This window comes from Oceanobacter antarcticus (assembly GCF_044962685.1).
Classification (GTDB): Bacteria; Pseudomonadota; Gammaproteobacteria; order Pseudomonadales; family Oceanobacteraceae; genus Oceanobacter; species Oceanobacter antarcticus.
The window spans coordinates 25,815-41,878 of the sequence record NZ_JBBKTX010000034.1 but is presented as its reverse complement, the minus strand read 5'-3'; the positions used below and the strand labels follow the sequence as shown (position 1 = coordinate 41,878).

Sequence of the window (16,064 nt, the reverse complement as noted above, 5' to 3'; positions counted from 1 at the left end):
GTTCCATTTCGACCAGTTCCAGCATCTCTGCGTATTCTTCTGAGTCTGCGCCACCGCAGTCTTCAGCCAGCAGGTCGGCCTTGTTCAGGAATACCAGGATGTAAGGGACACCTACCTGACGAGACAGCAGGATGTGTTCACGAGTCTGCGGCATTGGGCCGTCAGTGGAACCACATACCAGGATCGCTCCGTCCATCTGCGCAGCACCGGTGATCATGTTTTTCACATAATCCGCGTGTCCTGGGCAATCTACGTGCGCGTAGTGACGGTTTGGAGATTCGTACTCAACGTGAGAAGTTGAGATGGTGATACCGCGCTCACGCTCTTCTGGTGCGTTGTCGATACCGTCGAATGCAACGGCTGCGCCGCCCCATACTTCAGCACATACGCGAGTCAGAGCCGCAGTCAGAGTGGTTTTACCATGGTCAACGTGACCAATAGTACCTACGTTTACGTGGGGTTTGGAACGTTCAAACGTTGCCTTAGCCATGACCTTCTCTCTCTTACGTGGTAGTAGATTTCAGACCGACAGATGCACAAAAAGGCAGGCATCAGCCCACCTTTCTGCAATTTAATTCAATGGTGCTGATACCCAGAATCGAACTGGGGACCTCATCCTTACCAAGGATGCGCTCTACCGCCTGAGCTATATCAGCAAAACTAGTAATCTGGAGCGGGTAGCGGGAATCGAACCCGCATCATCAGCTTGGAAGGCTGAGGTTCTACCATTGTACCATACCCGCGAACCTTCAGGCCGAAACCGGAACCACAGGCCTCGCTCCTGTCAAATCATCGACATTGCGTTGATTCTGAATATTGGTGGTGGGGGCTGGATTCGAACCAGCGAAGCTTTCGCGTCAGATTTACAGTCTGATCCCTTTGGCCGCTCGGGAACCCCACCGAAGTGGCGCGTAATATATGACTGCACCCCAGAGCTGTCAACACTTTTTGTTATTTACATCATTTTTTTTGTTGATTCCGGTTATGACGGGCGAGCGTTATCACTCGCACTGGCTCATTTGCCAGGAGACACCGCGATCATCCGCCATGACTCGCTGCCGCAAGCGCTCACCAAATTCATCCATCACCGGGACTTCAAACCAGAACTCTTCTGCGATGTCCCGAACCTCCCGAACAGCAACCGGGATAGCGTATTTTTTCACCCGCTCCACCAACTGTTCCGCAGACTCACGCTGACGGAACAGTCCCAGCGAAACCCCCTCGGACAGCTCACCCTTGGTGATGATGTAACTATCGATGCCACGGCGCTGTAATTCCTTCAGCACCCGGATTGCCGCATCCCGGCTGGCACGCGGTGGTACATGCACCCAGAATTCACGCGGTTCCCCGCCGGGCAATTCTGTTTTGGTCGTTCTACCGGCCATCCCCAGCGCTTCAGCCCGAGCCCGAGCATGGCGTGCATCCAGCTCATCCTGATAAGGGCCGAGCACAAAACAGCGTTTGGTACCCTTATTCATCCGGCTCTGTGAGTCCTTCGCCTTGGGCAGTGTGACCGCCGCCTCCGACACCAGCGTCAGTCGTTGCCCTGACGCAATTTCAAGGTCTGCAGACGTATTAACCGGCGTTGGTGATTGCTGTTGCCAGTAAACAATCAAAGCCAGCAGGTTGCCTGCTACCAGGCAGAAAAATATCCAGCGCATAAGGTATCCAGTCCGTCAAAGATAAGCTCAGGCCAATAAGGCACGTCCATTGCTACAGCCAGCCACTCGCCATCACCACCGGTAAACAAGGGGACATAGCCGGTAAAGTCATCCAGCACACTACGAACAAAAGCAATCTGCTGGCGCCGGATCCCGGCGGTGACACATTGCACAGTATCACGGCCTGGTTGCAGTTGTTCGCTGGCAACCTCGTCCTGATAAGGGCGTACGCGTTCGGTATTTTGCCAGAGTGCCTGCTGTGCCAATGTGAGTCCCGGCACAATAAAACCACCTTCATGCTGATTGTCTGACGACAGAAAATCAACGGTCAGGGCAGTCCCCGCATCAACGACCAACAAATCGGCATCACTATGCTTGCGAGCTCCCAGCATCGCCAACCAGCGGTCGACGCCAAGCCGCTCAGGATGGGAGTAACAATGCCGAAAGTGGTCATGGTCAAGCAGCGGGTGCGACAGCCAGACCAGCCGCTCAGCAAACTGCTGATGCAGTTGTCGGTGCAAACCGGGATTATCATGAACACTGGCAACCAATGCCCGATCAACGGCCGGCCATTGCTGGGCAGCGACATCGGCATGGGCACAGCCGCCACGATGAACAGCGCCATCATCGCCTTGATAGCGCCATTTTATACGGGTATTCCCCGCATCAATTAACAGGACGGACACTCAACTCTCCTGCGATGACCACTTCAATACCGCGCGTGGTTTGCAGCAGCAATTCCCCTTTGCGATTCACACCCTTGACCACACCGTGGCGGGGTTCGGCAATTCCGCTCAACACAACATCCTTGCGATAAAAAATATCTCGCTCAGCCCAATAAGTCATCCATGGGCCAAAGCCTTCACGCTGGAATTCATCCACCGCCCAGTTCAGCTGTTGCAGCAGGGTGGCGGCAACGGTGTTTCGCGACAAATTGGGGCGATATTGGCGCAACGCCGTCCAGGGCTGCTCGATACGTTCGGCATCCTGTTCACTCAATGCCAGATTAAGGCCGATGCCGATAACAATCTGGCAAAATCCAGGTTGCGTCTGACACCCTTCCAGCAAGATACCGGCAACCTTCTTGCCATCGATATACACATCGTTAGGCCATTTCAGCCCAGCACCATCAATACCCAGAGCTACCAGCGCCTTTTCCAGCGCAATGGCGATCATCAAGCTGAGGCCCTCCTGCTCCGCCAGAGTACCTGGCAAGGTCACCAGCAACGACAGATAGATATTTTTGCCAAATGGACTCACCCAATGACGGCCACGCCGGCCGCGACCATTGTGCTGTTTTTCGGCCAGTACGGCATAACGTTTACCCAGATGATCGGGCGCTCGTTCAAATAACCAGCTATTGGTGGAGTCCACATCCAGCAAGATATCAAGACGATCCAGCCGGATAGCAAGCTGGGCTTCAATCGCCGCCTGATCAAGTAATTCGATGGCATCCTGCAGACGGTAGCCCTTGCCCTTGACGGAAGAATATGGAATATCCAGCTCGTCCAGCTTCTTCATCTGTTTCCATATGGCGGCCCGACTGACCCCCAGTACTTGCCCCAGATCGTCCCCGGAATGAAAACGACCATCGGACAGTAATGCCAGTAACTGACTGAGCATTGGCACGAACTCCGGCTAAATAACGCAGCGACTATAGCAGAAGGGATCATCTATTTAATCCTGCACAGCTCTGCACGAGTAATAGATGATCCCAGAAGATTCGCAGCGCCAGCACGCTGACCCACACAGAGAAGCAAGACGGACAAGCAGAAAAGCAGAACCAGACCGGAATCGGTCTGGTGACAGGGGAAACAACGACTCAGAACGAAACCGTAAGTCCCAGCGACGCGCCTCTACCAGGCTGAGGGAATTGGTCTTTCACATAGGAGGTATGGTAGCGAACCGTTTCATCCAACAGGTTGCTACCCTTCAGATCCACTTGCCAGCGCCAGTCTGTTAGTTGTGCAGCATAACCAACACCAGCATTCAGCAAGGTAAAGGCGGCGGTAGCGGTTTCACTGAGACCACTGCTCTCCGTTTCATACTGCGCCAGACGGTTCTGACGGAAGTTGCGGGTCAGCAAAACAAAGCCATTCCAGCCGTCACCGTTAATAGCATCTTGCTGCCAATCCAGCCCGGTACCCAAACGATCGGCGGGCATTCTGGGCAGATAGCCGCCGGCACGGAATTCACCACGCACCCGGTCAGCCAGCCACGACCAGCGCAGGCTCTCCTGTAGCTGCCAGAACACTTGCAACTCCGCACCTTGCAACACGGCATCCGCCTGTTCGAAACGATAAGCCTGCAAATCATCCACCAGCAACCAGCCTGCGGCATCGGTCTGGGCATCGCTGTATATATAGTCATTGATACGATTGCGATAAAGACTCAGGCTGCCTTGCCAGTCACCGGCCCCCTTGCGAATTCCCAGATCAACATTCAGTGCTTGCTCTGAGGTCAGTTCAGGGTTGCCGATTTCATAAGCCAGTGTCGAGTCATGGGCACCGCAAGAATACAGCTCCTCAGCTGCTGGGGCACGACGTGCCGAGGTCAATGAACTGGCAAACTGCCAACCTTCGGAGTTGCCCAGCATGAAATCACGGATCAACCCCAGCGACAGCGATACATCCGAAAACTCCTGACGCTGATAGTCAGTAGCGGTCATGCCACAGACCGAAGAGGTATCGTCCTCTTGCAAGGCCAGCCCACCTTCCGGATCAATACGGGTATAGTCCAGACGACTGCCCAGCTCCACCGACCAGTCACCCAGCATACGCTCGCCCATCCAGAACAGTGCCAGCGTTTGTGTCGCAGTTTCCGGCACCAACGCTTCGTCTCCCAAGGCTGAAAAATCCTGGCTGCTGCCTTGTCCGCCAACAACCTGCTGCCAACCCGCAAGCTCCTCCAGCGTCAGCTCAATACGAACATCCGTTACCTTGCGCTTAAAGGTGGTCATGCCGTGCTCAGGTGTTTCTTCTGCCGCGCCCGTATCAGCCTCATCATGATCGTGACCACCGGTGTGTCCTTCACTGTGCTGATAATCGGTATAGGCAAGATGGGTACTGATCGACTTGACTGCGACAATCGGGCTTTCCCAGTAGCCCTCCAGATGCAAACGCCACTGTTCCAGATCCACCCTGGCATCCCCCTCTTCTTCGGCTGCGGTATCTGCTTCTTCAGCATCCTCGTCGTCATGGCTATGCCCAGGCAAACCAAAAGCGGAATCCAGATACCCGACGGAGACACCCACATGGCCATTATCAAAGCGATACTGCCCACCCAGCCCCAGTTCACGACTATGATCAATATCCGAGTTATCCAGAGTGGCCGCTTCAGCCCGGTGATATTCCAGCGATCCATCCTCTTCCTGATGTACTTCGCCACCATCGGCTGGCACTCGGTATTCATCTGCCGACATTTGACTAGCGTCGATATGCCAGTCCAGGGATTCAGAGTACTGATGGTGCTCCAGTCCCACCGTTTTACCATGGTTAACGGTACTGTAATCGAGGTTGAGTCGGGTCTCGCTATCCTGCGACGGATCGTGCGCAACCTCACCCACCACATTGACCACACCACCCAGTGCACCGCTGCCATACAACAGCGCCGCTGGGCCACGTAACACTTCCACTTGCTGGGCGCCGTGCATATGTACAGCGACGGCATGATCCGGGCTGATGGTCGACGCATCCACCGCCGCCATACCATCTTCCAGTATCTGTACCCGCGATCCTCCCAGCCCACGAATTACCGGACGACTGACCGCCGCCCCAAAGCTGCTGGCACTGATGCCAGGCTGATTCGCCAGAGTTGCTCCCAGTGTTGCTTCCCGCTGTCGTTGTAACGTCTGTTCCGACAAGACCAGGGATGACTGCGCCAGCTCCGCCGGGCTTTTTTGTAATGGCGAGGCCTTGACGACGATTTCTTCAACCACACCGCTCATGCTGTTCATGCCACTTGCCTGCTCGTCTGCCGCAGACGGCACCGTGATCAGACCCGCTCCCGCGCCACAAGCGACAGCTATCGCTTGTGCAAGATGATATTTTTGCATTTCCCATTCCTGTTGTTGTGCCATCGAGATGGCACAGAGATAGCCATGCCACCGCACCTGGCGCGTGACAAAATCTGAATTGGTGTTAGCTGCGCTGCGGGTTATTCCAACAACGCTTGCGAGAAGACATCACCCAACAGGCGGGGCGCGGGCAGAGCCGACAGGAGGTGGGGGAGCTGGCAGCCAGTGTGGCATGACCACATCTGGTGCAGGATTACGTGTCAGCGCCAGAACAAACAACGCCGCAGGAGGCACTGGACTATTGACGTCTGGAGTCAGACGACAAAGATCACACTGCTCCCCCGGGGCGTGGTGCAGCAGCAGTTCGTGCACACTCTGGGCACTGGCCAGCAACAGCAGCAACAGGATGAGCAACAAGGCTAATCGTGATGAACGGCGAAAACGCGGCATGACTGACCGATAAAACAACAACACGCTCCCCGGCCAGGCCAATAGAACGCAATGTCATGAAAGGAATGTTATAAGATCACAGGGTGTGCACAGTCTGCCGAATACGACCCCTGTTGTAAACAGTCAGCAGCCGGTGCTGTCCAAACGTCTCGCCTACTCCAGAGTTGCCAGTTTGATATTGAAGTGGACTTCAATCGCGCGCTGAATATCACGCACAGAGGGGGTTTTTTCGGTATGAACCAAGACAATGATCGACTGTGCATGTATGCGCTCATCGCCATCCGGGTGAGTGAATACCTCGCCATCTTTTGACACAAACGCCAGCGGTGTACCCAGATTACTCTGCACAATCGCATTCACCACATCGGCCCAACGTTCGCCCTCCAGCCAGACAGGATAACGCACCGCATGGTCATTGGCATGGGTAAACATGTCTTCAATAATCAGCTCCACTCCCGGCGCCACCATCGCCCGGACAATAATTTCCGGATACGAACGGATCGGACGCAACAGCGTTTTGATGTGCAGATCACGCAAACGTGGCCGGTTGGCATCATCCACCACTTCAGCGATCACCCGTGGGCCGAGATGGTGTTCATACAGGCGATAACAAACATCAAAGGTGTAGCTGTCACTGTCAGACGAATATTCATCCCGCGACAGCACCACAATATGCCGCGCCCGTTCAGCTCCCGCCTGCACGAGGTCATCCGGCCGACTCGCCAGACCCGTCACATGCACCACTCCCAGTCGACGCAGACTGTCTGGCAAGCCATCGGCAAAGTCCTGATTCAGCAACATGATGGGCATATCGGTATATTCGCCACTTTCGCGAATCTGGTTCACCATCCGCAGAAAATAGGCTTCGTGGTTATACTTCGGGGCGTTAATAATCAGAATATGTTCAGCCATGTTCCAGTCCCAGTGTCCGGTGCGGATACGCTCCCGCCGTGCAATTCGAAAATCGACATAATCACTGATCAAAAACGTCATCAGCGTGATGCCACAACCATACATCAATACAATCGTCGTCAGCTGTCCCATCGGTGTCCGTGCTGCAACATCCCCATAACCCACCGTCGCCAGCGTGGTCAGCGTCAGCCAGAAGGCCTGCCATAGCGACATGTGTTCCAGCCAGACCATCGCCAGGGTATGGATGCCAACAAACAGCATCAGAATCGATGAGGTGCGGAGCATGGCCCGAAGAATATTGGCTTCGGTCTGATACACCGCATGACGAATGCGTTGGTGATGACGGATAAAACGGGTAACGGAATTCATCGCAGCATCATAAACGTAAACCATGGAAGGCGGGAGTCGCACGCTTGTCTCGCCCACAATAACATCGGCCCGGATATCTTGTGCCGCCGCAAACAGTGCCCCGTCACCCGTCACCCGTCACCCCAGGCATTTGTTACACTGAACGCCTCTTTGACACAACATGAGACACACCATGGGATATCACATTTACGGCATTGGCAACGCACTGGTCGACAAAGAATTCGAAGTCGATGATGCCTTTTTTACCAAGGCAGGCATCGAAAAAGGTCTGATGACCCTGATCGACGAAGAGCAACTGGCCGGGTTACTGGAGCTACTGACGGAAGCCTATGGGCTAAAAAAACGCGCCTGTGGTGGCAGCGCCGCCAACACCATTATTGGTGCCAGCTACTTCGGTGCCAAAACTTTCTATACCTGCAATGTCGCCAACGACGAATCCGGTGATTTTTATGTCACCGACCTCAAGGCTGCCGGTGTTGCGACCAACCTCGGCAGCGACCGCGAAAGCGGCACCACCGGCAAGTGTCTGGTCATGGTAACCCCGGATGCCGAACGCACCATGAACACCTACCTCGGCATCACCTCCGATCTCCACGCCCGCCACATCAATGAAGACGCCATTGCTGATTCGGATTACGTGTATATAGAAGGCTATCTGGTCACTGGTGACACCTCCCGCGCCGCCGCCATCCAGGTACGCGAACTGGCCCGTAAACACGGCGTCAAGATTGCCATGACCTGCTCCGACCCAGCCATGGTGCAATACTTCCGCAGCGGCATAGTGGAAATTCTCGGCGACGGCGTCGATCTGTTGTTCTGTAACAAGCAGGAAGCCCAATTGCTGACTGAAACCACAACGCTGGATGCAGCCATTGAGGCACTGAAAGCCACAGCCCGTACCTTTGCTGTTACCTGTGGCCAAGACGGTGCCCTGGCCTGGGATGGGAAACAATTGCACCACATTGCGCCGCACAGTGTCACCGCGGTCGATACCAATGGGGCTGGTGACATGTTTGCCGGAGCCTTTCTCTACGCCCTGACCCATGGCCATGATTTTGCGGCCGCAGGTCGTCTGGCAGCGGCGGCTTCCGCACAAGTGGTTAGCCAGTTTGGACCCCGCCTTGATGCCAATCAGCACGAACCATTAAAAGCCGCTCTCAAGCAACAGCAGCCCTCGTAATCCCAGCCAAAAATCCGGGAGCCCGGACGGCTCCTCGGCAATGCAGGCCAACGGCCCACATAACCGAGGAGCGTGGCCGCAAGCTGACGATGACATGCGGCAACAGGTCATCCAGTCGAAAGTGGTCAAAATTTGCACAATCTGACATTGTGCGGCCTCCCATCACGCCTGAGCGGATTTTTTGTCAACTTACACCCAAAGTTATCCACAAAAACTGTGGATAGTCTGCAACATTATTTTCATAAAACCCATCTCATCTGAAACACAAAATACCAATATTCATTGGTTATATCGCAATCAGGCTTATTCCATAATCTTTAAAAGCTACCAGAGGAACCTTAAAAAAATCCTGTAACCTATTGTTTCCATTATATTTTAAAAGACTTCAACAGTGATATAACCGTTTTATCTAACACGGCTAACATCGGCTAATTTTCTGCCAAAAAACATGCCATCCTTAAAAACTTATACACAACACCTGTGGGTAACCACTGATTAACTTGAGGATCAGAGCCTTATAACTCTGTATATCTGATGCCAAGATTGACCGTTACTCGTCTGGTGGGCGTTTGTAAGAAAAGCCACAAGGTCGGGAAGATTTACTCACTGAGTCTGTAGCATTCCCGACAACCACTTAGACCCAATAAAAAACTCTTATAAATTCAGCCACTTACAGTACAGACAAATTGGCACAACGCCTGCAAAAACCCCGTTATTAGCGACAGTCGTTTTGCACATCTGAAGCGATCAACGGCAAGCGCCTATTTACCGTCCCAACAGGAGAAAACGCATGGCCAAAATCGGGCTATTTTTCGGCAGCAATACAGGCAAAACCCGCAAGGTTGCCAAGATGATCAAAAAGAAATTCGACGACGAAATAATGGCCGCACCGCTCAACGTCAATAAATCTGAAGCGGATGCGTTTGCCAGCTACGAATATCTCTTGATCGGCACTCCGACCCTGGGTGACGGCGAGTTACCGGGCCTGTCTTCAGACTGTGATGCAGAAAGCTGGGAAGAATTTTTACCTAAAATTGAAGAGATGGATTTCAGCGGCAAAACCATAGCGATCTATGGCCTTGGTGATCAGGTCGGTTACCCGGATGAGTTCCTTGACGCGATGGGCGAGCTACACGAATTTTTCACCGAGCGTGGCGCTAAACTGGTTGGAAGTTGGCCGACCGACGGCTACGAGTTTGAACAATCTGCGGCCGTCATTGATGACAAGTTTGTTGGTCTAGCACTCGATCTGGATAACCAGGCCGGATTAACCGAAGAGCGACTGAATGCCTGGTTAAGCCAGATTGCCCCTGAGTTTGGCTTGCCACTGTAAGTTTGCTTTCCTTCCTCGAAGCCTTGCATGGCCAGTAATCCCCACTGGCCGTGCCTTTTTACATTCTCTATCCCCTCTCCCGATTCTATTCCCTGCCACTCCCCCTGCTGCTCTCTGCTTCCCTTCCCCACTGCAACAGCAGTGCTGTTTTCTCCTGTGGCCAAACTCCCATGACCGAGTTGATCCGAGTTACTGTTTTGTAGTTACTTTTTGTAGTTACTATTACAGAAATAAGAGGCTGCTTTGAAGGAGACGGGGCTTGTTACTAGAGGGCTACCGGTACGGCTGGGGATAACGCCCCATCCGTACCAGTACATACAGACTGAAAATAACGGGAAGCGGAACTGCTGTTCAGGATAACGCTTGCCCACTACGGGATGCTGATGGCTCAGCCAACCCTTCGGCTTCAACGGGTACCACCGGCGTTGGCAACGGCTCTTGCAGTACTTCACCATCACCAAACTCTTCCCGCACGCTCAGTTGCGCCGCCTCTTCCTCACCCGAGATCTGTACAGTACAGGATTTCAGATTGGCGCGGGATGGCAGATCAAACATGGTTGAAAGCAGCATGGATTCCATCATCCCTCTCAAGCCCCTGGCACCCGTGCCACGCTTGACCGCTTCCTTGGCGATAAAGGTCAGAGAATCATCGGTAAATTCCAGACCGACATTCTGAAACGCAAACAGCTGACGGTATTGTTTGGTCAGGGCGTTTCTTGGTTCCGTGAGGATGCGCTTCAGGCTGTCTACGTCCAGATCCTGCAGGAAAGTAATCACGGGAAAACGACCGATGAACTCAGGGATCAGCCCAAACTGCAGCAAATCATCTGGCTGCAACGCCGCCAGTAACTGTTCATTACTGATGGTGGTGGCGGTATTGATGGGCGCGCTGAAGCCGATACCGGATTTGGGGGGTTGCAAGCGCTTGCTGATCAATTCAGCCAGTCCAGGGAAGGCTCCGCCGACGATAAACAGAATATTCTGGGTGTTCAGTACCACTTCCTCCCCACCTTCCCGGCGGCCGGATTTGGAAATACGTACTTCGCTGCCTTCGACCATTTTCAGTAGCGCCTGCTGCACTCCTTCACCAGACACATCGCGAGCGCTGGCACCACCACCGCCGCGACGGGCAATTTTGTCGATCTCATCAATATAGACAATACCCCACTGGGCCTGTTGAACATCACCTTCTGCCGCTTCCAGCAAACGCTTGAGCAAGCTGTCGACGTCTTCTCCCACGTAGCCAGCCTGGGTCAGAGTGGTTGCATCGCCAATGACAAAGGGCACGCCAATGATCCGCGCCAGGGTTTTTACCAGCAAGGTTTTACCCGTACCGGACGGCCCGGCCAGCAGGATATTGGACTTTTCCAATTCCACCATGTCGTTGCCGCCATTGAGCGGAATCCTGGATTCGGATTGGCCATCCTGGAATTTCAACCGCAGGTAATGGTTGTAGACCGCCACTGACAGCGTTTTTTTGGCCTCATCCTGACCAATGATGTATTCATCAAGAAAATCCTTGATCGCCAGCGGCGTTTTTAATTCTGGCTCGGACGGGTTGTTGGTACGCCGTCCCCAGCTACTGACGACCTGGTAGGCCAGCTTCACGCATTGCTCGCAAATATGGCCATAGTTACCGGCAATCAGAGGAATCTGGGGGGACTTTTCAATCCCGCAGAATGAGCATGTGGGTTGGGCGGAGCTGGAACTTGGGCTGTCTGCCATGGTGACCTCCTGGATCAGTGCGCCGCGCCGACAATGCCCGGCGCGGCAGGTAATCGACTCAGACGCTGGCGGCGCGCTGTTTCAGCCAGAGTTTCTGGGTACGCTTGTTCTGGCGCTGCTGCAATTCTTCTTGCAGACGAGGCAGTACCTCATCCAGCGGCATCAGTGTGGCGGGATGTATCTTTTCACACCACAACAGGTGCCAGCCCAGTTCGCTTTCAATCGGTCCCCGCAGCTCATCTTCCGCCATCGAAAACAAGGCGCTGTCGAGTTCAGGAAACAAGGTTCCTGTCCGGATTTCTCCCAGCAAACCGCCATTCAGGCTGGTAGGGCATTCTGAATGTTTTAACGCTTGCTCGGCAAAACGCTTGGGAGAACGTTGCACGCGGCGGGTAATATCTTGCAAACGCTGATAAGCAGCACCACGTTCGTTCTCGGCAAAACCGTCATTCACCGTGATCAGAATATGCCGGGCGGTGCGGGTCTCGGGTTTTTCGAAGCGTTCAGGATGCAGGTAATAAAACAGCGTTGCTTCGGTATCATCAACGTGTACACCACGGCTGCCCACCAGTTCCATCACGGCCTCGACGGTGAGTTCGCGCAATAGCCCGTCACGTAAATCGACCGTTGCCAAACCGTTCTGTTCCAGCGCTTCTTCAAACTGGGCATCGGATTCATAACGTTGACGAATCTGATCCAACGCTGCCTCAAGTTGTGAGGCAGGGACACTCACCTGCGCCGCTTCCGGGCTGGTCAGTACCAGCTGTTCCAGCGCCAGTTCGTTGCTGGCAATACGTTGTAACTGCTGGGTCTGATCCTGCGTCAGTTGATGTGGCGAGCAGCCAAACTGCTCACCCGCAATACGCAGCTCACGGTAGCCGTTTAGCGTTACGCCAGCGTTTTGGCGAGGTCGGGCCAGTGCACTCATGCTCCACCTCCGACCTGTTGTGGGTCGGCAGTATCTGCACTCCGCTCCTGCTCGGGCGCTTCAAGCGCCTCTTCCGGCACCCGAAAAGTACGACTATGAAAGCGGGCGTGATAAAACAGCGCGCCCTCTTCACGAATCACCTTTTCTACCTCACCCAGATCACCAGGCTGCACGATGGTCTCTCCCTGACTCGACATCGATACGGTGGAAATAACGGCATCACGAAATTCAAAGCGATTACTGATCCAGGGTGCGTCGGCCGCGATCAGTTCTTCCTCACGACAGCCGACGGTCGTGCCGGTGTCCAGGAAGTGCACCCGATAAATCAGCTGATCTTGCAAGTAAGTGCCAACGTCATAAACACAACCGATGGCACCTCGTTGGATCAACATCTCCCCGACCTCCTTGCCGGGGTAGGTTCCATCGTTACGGACGTTGCGAATCAGCCTTACTTCATCGCCATATTCATAGGCAGGTTTCACAGGCCCCTCCTTCTGCTTGGATTACAGCAGGCTGTCCAATGGTACAAAGCCGGTTTGCGGTTCATGCATGCGGAATACCTTGAACACTTTTTCCGTCAGCGCATCGGACTCAACAAAATCCGAATAGGCGCGCTCAAGTAACGTCCGGTAGACAGAGCGTAACGCCTCGTCGTTACCCAGGTGTGTTGCCATCGAGTCTTCACTCTGACTCAGGTAATCGTGATAACGCTGCATGATGTGCAGCCGGTTCACATGCACTACGGTTGAATCAAAAGGTACGCCGAAGTACTCCAGAAAATCCTCGGCCGACACCAACTCATCCAATGCGTCATCCAGGCTCAGTTCGTCTTGCAGTTCCATAGCGTTACCCCTCTGTTAGGTAGCTCTCATCATCAATCAGCATGGATTGAACGCTCCTGACCTGACGGATCAGGAATGTCCAACGGTTATCACAGCGAGTCAGTCGCTTGCTGCGTGTTCTTCTGTCTCTGTTGTCGCTGCTGAGGTGTTATTCACCACCACAGCCGGGCCGATGGATTGCAACAGTGAGCGTGCGCCCAGCCGGTCGCTGGTATCAAACTCCACCACCTTGTTCAACATCCGCACACCTTCCGCCATATCACCCAGACGCAGCGTCAGGTAAGCCGCTCCCTTCAGTGCCAACAGGTAAAAGCGTACCCGTGTAAAGGACTCCAGCACGCCATTCGCCAGGTGGGTAAAAGTCAGCTTTTCCCAGTGATCCGGAAAACCGATTCCTGGAGCAATGCCGGCCATGACTTTGTAGGCGACTTCAATCGCTTCCGGCAGTCGGTGTTGGTAGTAATAAAACCGGTACAGTCCTACCAACACGGTCATATGACCGGGTGCCAAGGCGTAAGCTTGTTGCAAATATTCTTCCGCATCACCGTCGCCATAAGCCTGTGCTGCGCGGTTCATCAGCTCTTCAACGTCCGCACTCAGCGGCTCGTCGAAGTACATCCCCTGACCTTTGAAATCCTGCAAATCCATCCTGTTTACCTCACGCTTCCCAACGACTGCCGCACCTTGACGACCTGGCCTCCGGGACAGTCCTGTTCACAAATCTGGTTATCCGTTTCGCACTGGCTGTAGCGCTCACTGGCGTCGCGACTGTCGAGGCGCGACTCCAACAGATCAATCCGGCTCAGCAGACAACTGATGGCCTTGCCAACAGGATCAGGAATCAGGTGATGGTCAAGATCAATACCGTAAGGGTTGAGTAACCCGGCTTCGCGTAATTTGACGATTTTTCCTGGAATGCCCACCACCGTGCAGCGATCAGGAACATCTTCCACCACCACTGAGTTAGCACCCACCCGACTGCCATTACCGACGGTAATATTGCCGAGAATCTTGGCGCCTGCACCAACCATGACGCCATCACCCAGCGTTGGATGACGCTTGCCCTTGTTCCAGCTGGTGCCGCCAAGGGTAACGCCGTGGTAGAGGGTGACGTCATCACCAACGACGGCGGTTTCACCGATAACAACACCAGCACCGTGGTCAATAAAAAAACGTGCCCCGATCGTGGCTCCAGGATGAATATCAACGTTGCTGACCAGTCGGGCAAAAAACGACAACCAACGGGCACCATAGCGCCAGCCTCGCAGCCACAGCCGGTGAGAAATACGGTGAAGAATCAGAGCGTGAACACCGGGATAGGTGGTCAACACTTCAAAAGTGGTACGGGCTGCCGGGTCACGCTCAAAAACGCTGGCGATATCTTCACGCCACTGTGACCATAACGATTGTGATGTGGTTAGCTGGCTATCGGATGCAACTGACATACATTGACCTCCTCTGTCTGGCCGCTGGCCGGACGGCTGTGACTCATTACCGGTTCCAGTGCGAGATACAATTCCATCAGCTGACTGGCCGATGGTACCTGTTTGGAGCGTGTCACCAGAATCCGCAGCTGCTGCAACAGCAGTGGCACCTGCCAGCTCAGCAACTCAATCCCAATGTCCTGATAAGCCCGGATCAATCCATGTTTGCCAGAGTGTTTACCCAGCACCATCTGATGCTGACGACCCAGTTCTAGTGGATCGAGTCCCTGATAATTCAAGGGATCCTTGATCAGACCATCAACGTGAATACCAGCCTCATGGGTAAACACCCCGGCCCCCACGATGCTTTTATTCCAGCTGACGCTGCGACCGGATGCCTGCGCCACCAGAGCTGACAATCCTGGCATCAACAGGGTGTTCACACCGCTGTCGATCTGATGCAAGTGTTTCAAGGCCAGCACACATTCTTCCAACGGAGCATTTCCCGCCCGCTCACCCAGACCATTCACCGTGGTGTTGATATGGGTTGCACCACCCATCACTGCGGCCAGGGTATTGGCCGTTGCCAGGCCATAGTCGTCGTGGGCGTGCATTTCCAGCTCCAGATCTGTACGGCTGCGCAGGGTACGCATGGTCTCCAGTACAGAAAATGGCTGCATGATCCCGACGGTATCGGCAAAGCGCAGACGTTGAGCCCCGGCCCGCGTGGCAATATCAGCCAGCCGGGCAATAAAATTGGCATCGGCCCGTGAAGCATCCTCACAGCCGAGACAGACTGCAAAACCTTCGTCTCTGGCTTTGGCCACCAGGCGCTCTACCTGTCCCTCCACCCAGCGACGATCCCGGCCCAGTTTGTGGGTAATCTGCTGATCCGATACCGGAATCGACAAATCCACCATATCCACATCCAGGCCACGAACAGCTTCCAGATCCTGATCAAACAAGCGACACCAGGCTAACAGCCGTGAGGGAAGTCGAAGCTCGGCAATGGCTTGCATCACCTCCCGCTCTTCATCCCCCATGGCAGGAATCCCGATTTCCAGTTCCTGTACCCCCATCGCCGCCAGATGACTGGCAATCGCCAGCTTTTCATCAGCTGTAAAGGCAACCCCGGCGCTCTGCTCGCCATCACGCAGGGTGGTGTCATCTATTACAATGGCTGGAGGTGCTGTGGTCATGGTGTCGCTCCCGCTATCAACTTGAC

At 54.2% G+C, this 16,064-nt stretch carries 15 protein-coding genes, 3 tRNA genes and 1 pseudogene; 2 read left to right on the top strand and 17 right to left on the bottom strand.

The window, feature by feature from the left end; translation table 11 throughout:
• The 10 genes from WG929_RS19620 to WG929_RS19575 all read right to left on the bottom strand — a co-directional run.
• Window positions 1-490 (bottom strand): GTP-binding protein (locus tag WG929_RS19620; RefSeq protein WP_416207425.1); only part of this gene is annotated, 490 nt, incomplete at its 3' end.
• A 90-nt stretch (window positions 491-580) separates the two neighbouring features.
• Window positions 581-656 (bottom strand) — tRNA-Thr (locus WG929_RS19615).
• Window positions 657-669: 13 nt separating this feature from the next.
• Window positions 670-743: transfer RNA gene (locus WG929_RS19610), tRNA-Gly, on the bottom strand.
• Between the two features lie 74 nt (window positions 744-817).
• Window positions 818-901: transfer RNA gene (locus tag WG929_RS19605), tRNA-Tyr, on the bottom strand.
• A 100-nt stretch (window positions 902-1,001) separates the two neighbouring features.
• Complete coding sequence (locus WG929_RS19600) at window positions 1,002-1,661, bottom strand: hypothetical protein (protein ID WP_416207424.1); 660 nt, start codon at window positions 1,659-1,661, stop codon at window positions 1,002-1,004.
• Window positions 1,634-2,347: a type III pantothenate kinase gene (locus WG929_RS19595; protein ID WP_369855627.1), complete on the bottom strand. Its 714-nt coding sequence runs from the start codon at window positions 2,345-2,347 to the stop codon at window positions 1,634-1,636. Before WG929_RS19595 ends, WG929_RS19600 begins: the two co-directional genes overlap by 28 nt.
• On the bottom strand, window positions 2,328-3,284 hold the full coding sequence (birA, locus tag WG929_RS19590) for a bifunctional biotin--[acetyl-CoA-carboxylase] ligase/biotin operon repressor BirA (RefSeq protein WP_416207423.1): 957 nt from the start codon (window positions 3,282-3,284) through the stop codon (window positions 2,328-2,330). The genes WG929_RS19595 and birA overlap by 20 nt, the downstream gene beginning before the upstream one ends.
• Window positions 3,285-3,483: 199 nt before the next feature.
• A complete protein-coding gene (locus tag WG929_RS19585) occupies window positions 3,484-5,715 on the bottom strand; it encodes a TonB-dependent receptor (protein WP_416207422.1) in 2,232 nt (743 codons plus the stop codon).
• A 129-nt stretch (window positions 5,716-5,844) separates the two neighbouring features.
• The gene (locus WG929_RS19580; protein ID WP_416207421.1) at window positions 5,845-6,144 is read right to left on the bottom strand and encodes a hypothetical protein; all 300 of its coding nucleotides are present in this window, start codon (window positions 6,142-6,144) and stop codon (window positions 5,845-5,847) included.
• Window positions 6,145-6,279: 135 nt separating this feature from the next.
• Window positions 6,280-7,407, bottom strand: coding sequence for a potassium channel family protein (locus WG929_RS19575; protein WP_416207420.1), 1,128 nt, complete (start codon window positions 7,405-7,407; stop codon window positions 6,280-6,282).
• A 172-nt stretch (window positions 7,408-7,579) separates the two neighbouring features.
• Here WG929_RS19575 and WG929_RS19570 point away from each other — a divergent pair, with 172 nt between their 5' ends.
• Window positions 7,580-8,587: an adenosine kinase gene (locus WG929_RS19570; protein ID WP_416207419.1), complete on the top strand. Its 1,008-nt coding sequence runs from the start codon at window positions 7,580-7,582 to the stop codon at window positions 8,585-8,587.
• A gap of 790 nt (window positions 8,588-9,377) precedes the next feature.
• Window positions 9,378-9,920, top strand: coding sequence for a flavodoxin (locus WG929_RS19565; protein ID WP_416207418.1), 543 nt, complete (start codon window positions 9,378-9,380; stop codon window positions 9,918-9,920).
• 489 nt (window positions 9,921-10,409) lie between these two features.
• On the opposite strand, the pseudogene clpX reads toward WG929_RS19565, so the two are convergent.
• From clpX to nifV, 7 genes and pseudogenes are all read right to left on the bottom strand, one after another.
• Window positions 10,410-11,645 (bottom strand): annotated as a pseudogene (gene clpX / locus WG929_RS19560) (ATP-dependent Clp protease ATP-binding subunit ClpX); the annotation flags it as partial.
• 58 nt (window positions 11,646-11,703) lie between these two features.
• On the bottom strand, window positions 11,704-12,573 hold the full coding sequence (nifM, locus tag WG929_RS19555; protein ID WP_416207417.1) for a nitrogen fixation protein NifM: 870 nt from the start codon (window positions 12,571-12,573) through the stop codon (window positions 11,704-11,706).
• The gene (locus WG929_RS19550; protein ID WP_416207416.1) at window positions 12,570-13,055 is read right to left on the bottom strand and encodes a nitrogen fixation protein NifZ; all 486 of its coding nucleotides are present in this window, start codon (window positions 13,053-13,055) and stop codon (window positions 12,570-12,572) included. Before WG929_RS19550 ends, nifM begins: the two co-directional genes overlap by 4 nt.
• Before the next feature lie 21 nt (window positions 13,056-13,076).
• The gene (gene nifW, locus WG929_RS19545) at window positions 13,077-13,415 is read right to left on the bottom strand and encodes a nitrogenase-stabilizing/protective protein NifW (RefSeq protein WP_369855636.1); all 339 of its coding nucleotides are present in this window, start codon (window positions 13,413-13,415) and stop codon (window positions 13,077-13,079) included.
• Between the two features lie 99 nt (window positions 13,416-13,514).
• On the bottom strand, window positions 13,515-14,063 hold the full coding sequence (locus WG929_RS19540) for a hypothetical protein (RefSeq protein ID WP_369855637.1): 549 nt from the start codon (window positions 14,061-14,063) through the stop codon (window positions 13,515-13,517).
• Window positions 14,064-14,068: 5 nt separating this feature from the next.
• The gene (gene cysE, locus WG929_RS19535) at window positions 14,069-14,860 is read right to left on the bottom strand and encodes a serine O-acetyltransferase (RefSeq protein WP_369855638.1); all 792 of its coding nucleotides are present in this window, start codon (window positions 14,858-14,860) and stop codon (window positions 14,069-14,071) included.
• A complete protein-coding gene (nifV, locus tag WG929_RS19530) occupies window positions 14,833-16,038 on the bottom strand; it encodes a homocitrate synthase (protein ID WP_369855639.1) in 1,206 nt (401 codons plus the stop codon). Before nifV ends, cysE begins: the two co-directional genes overlap by 28 nt.
• Window positions 16,039-16,064: the final 26 nt, after the last annotated feature.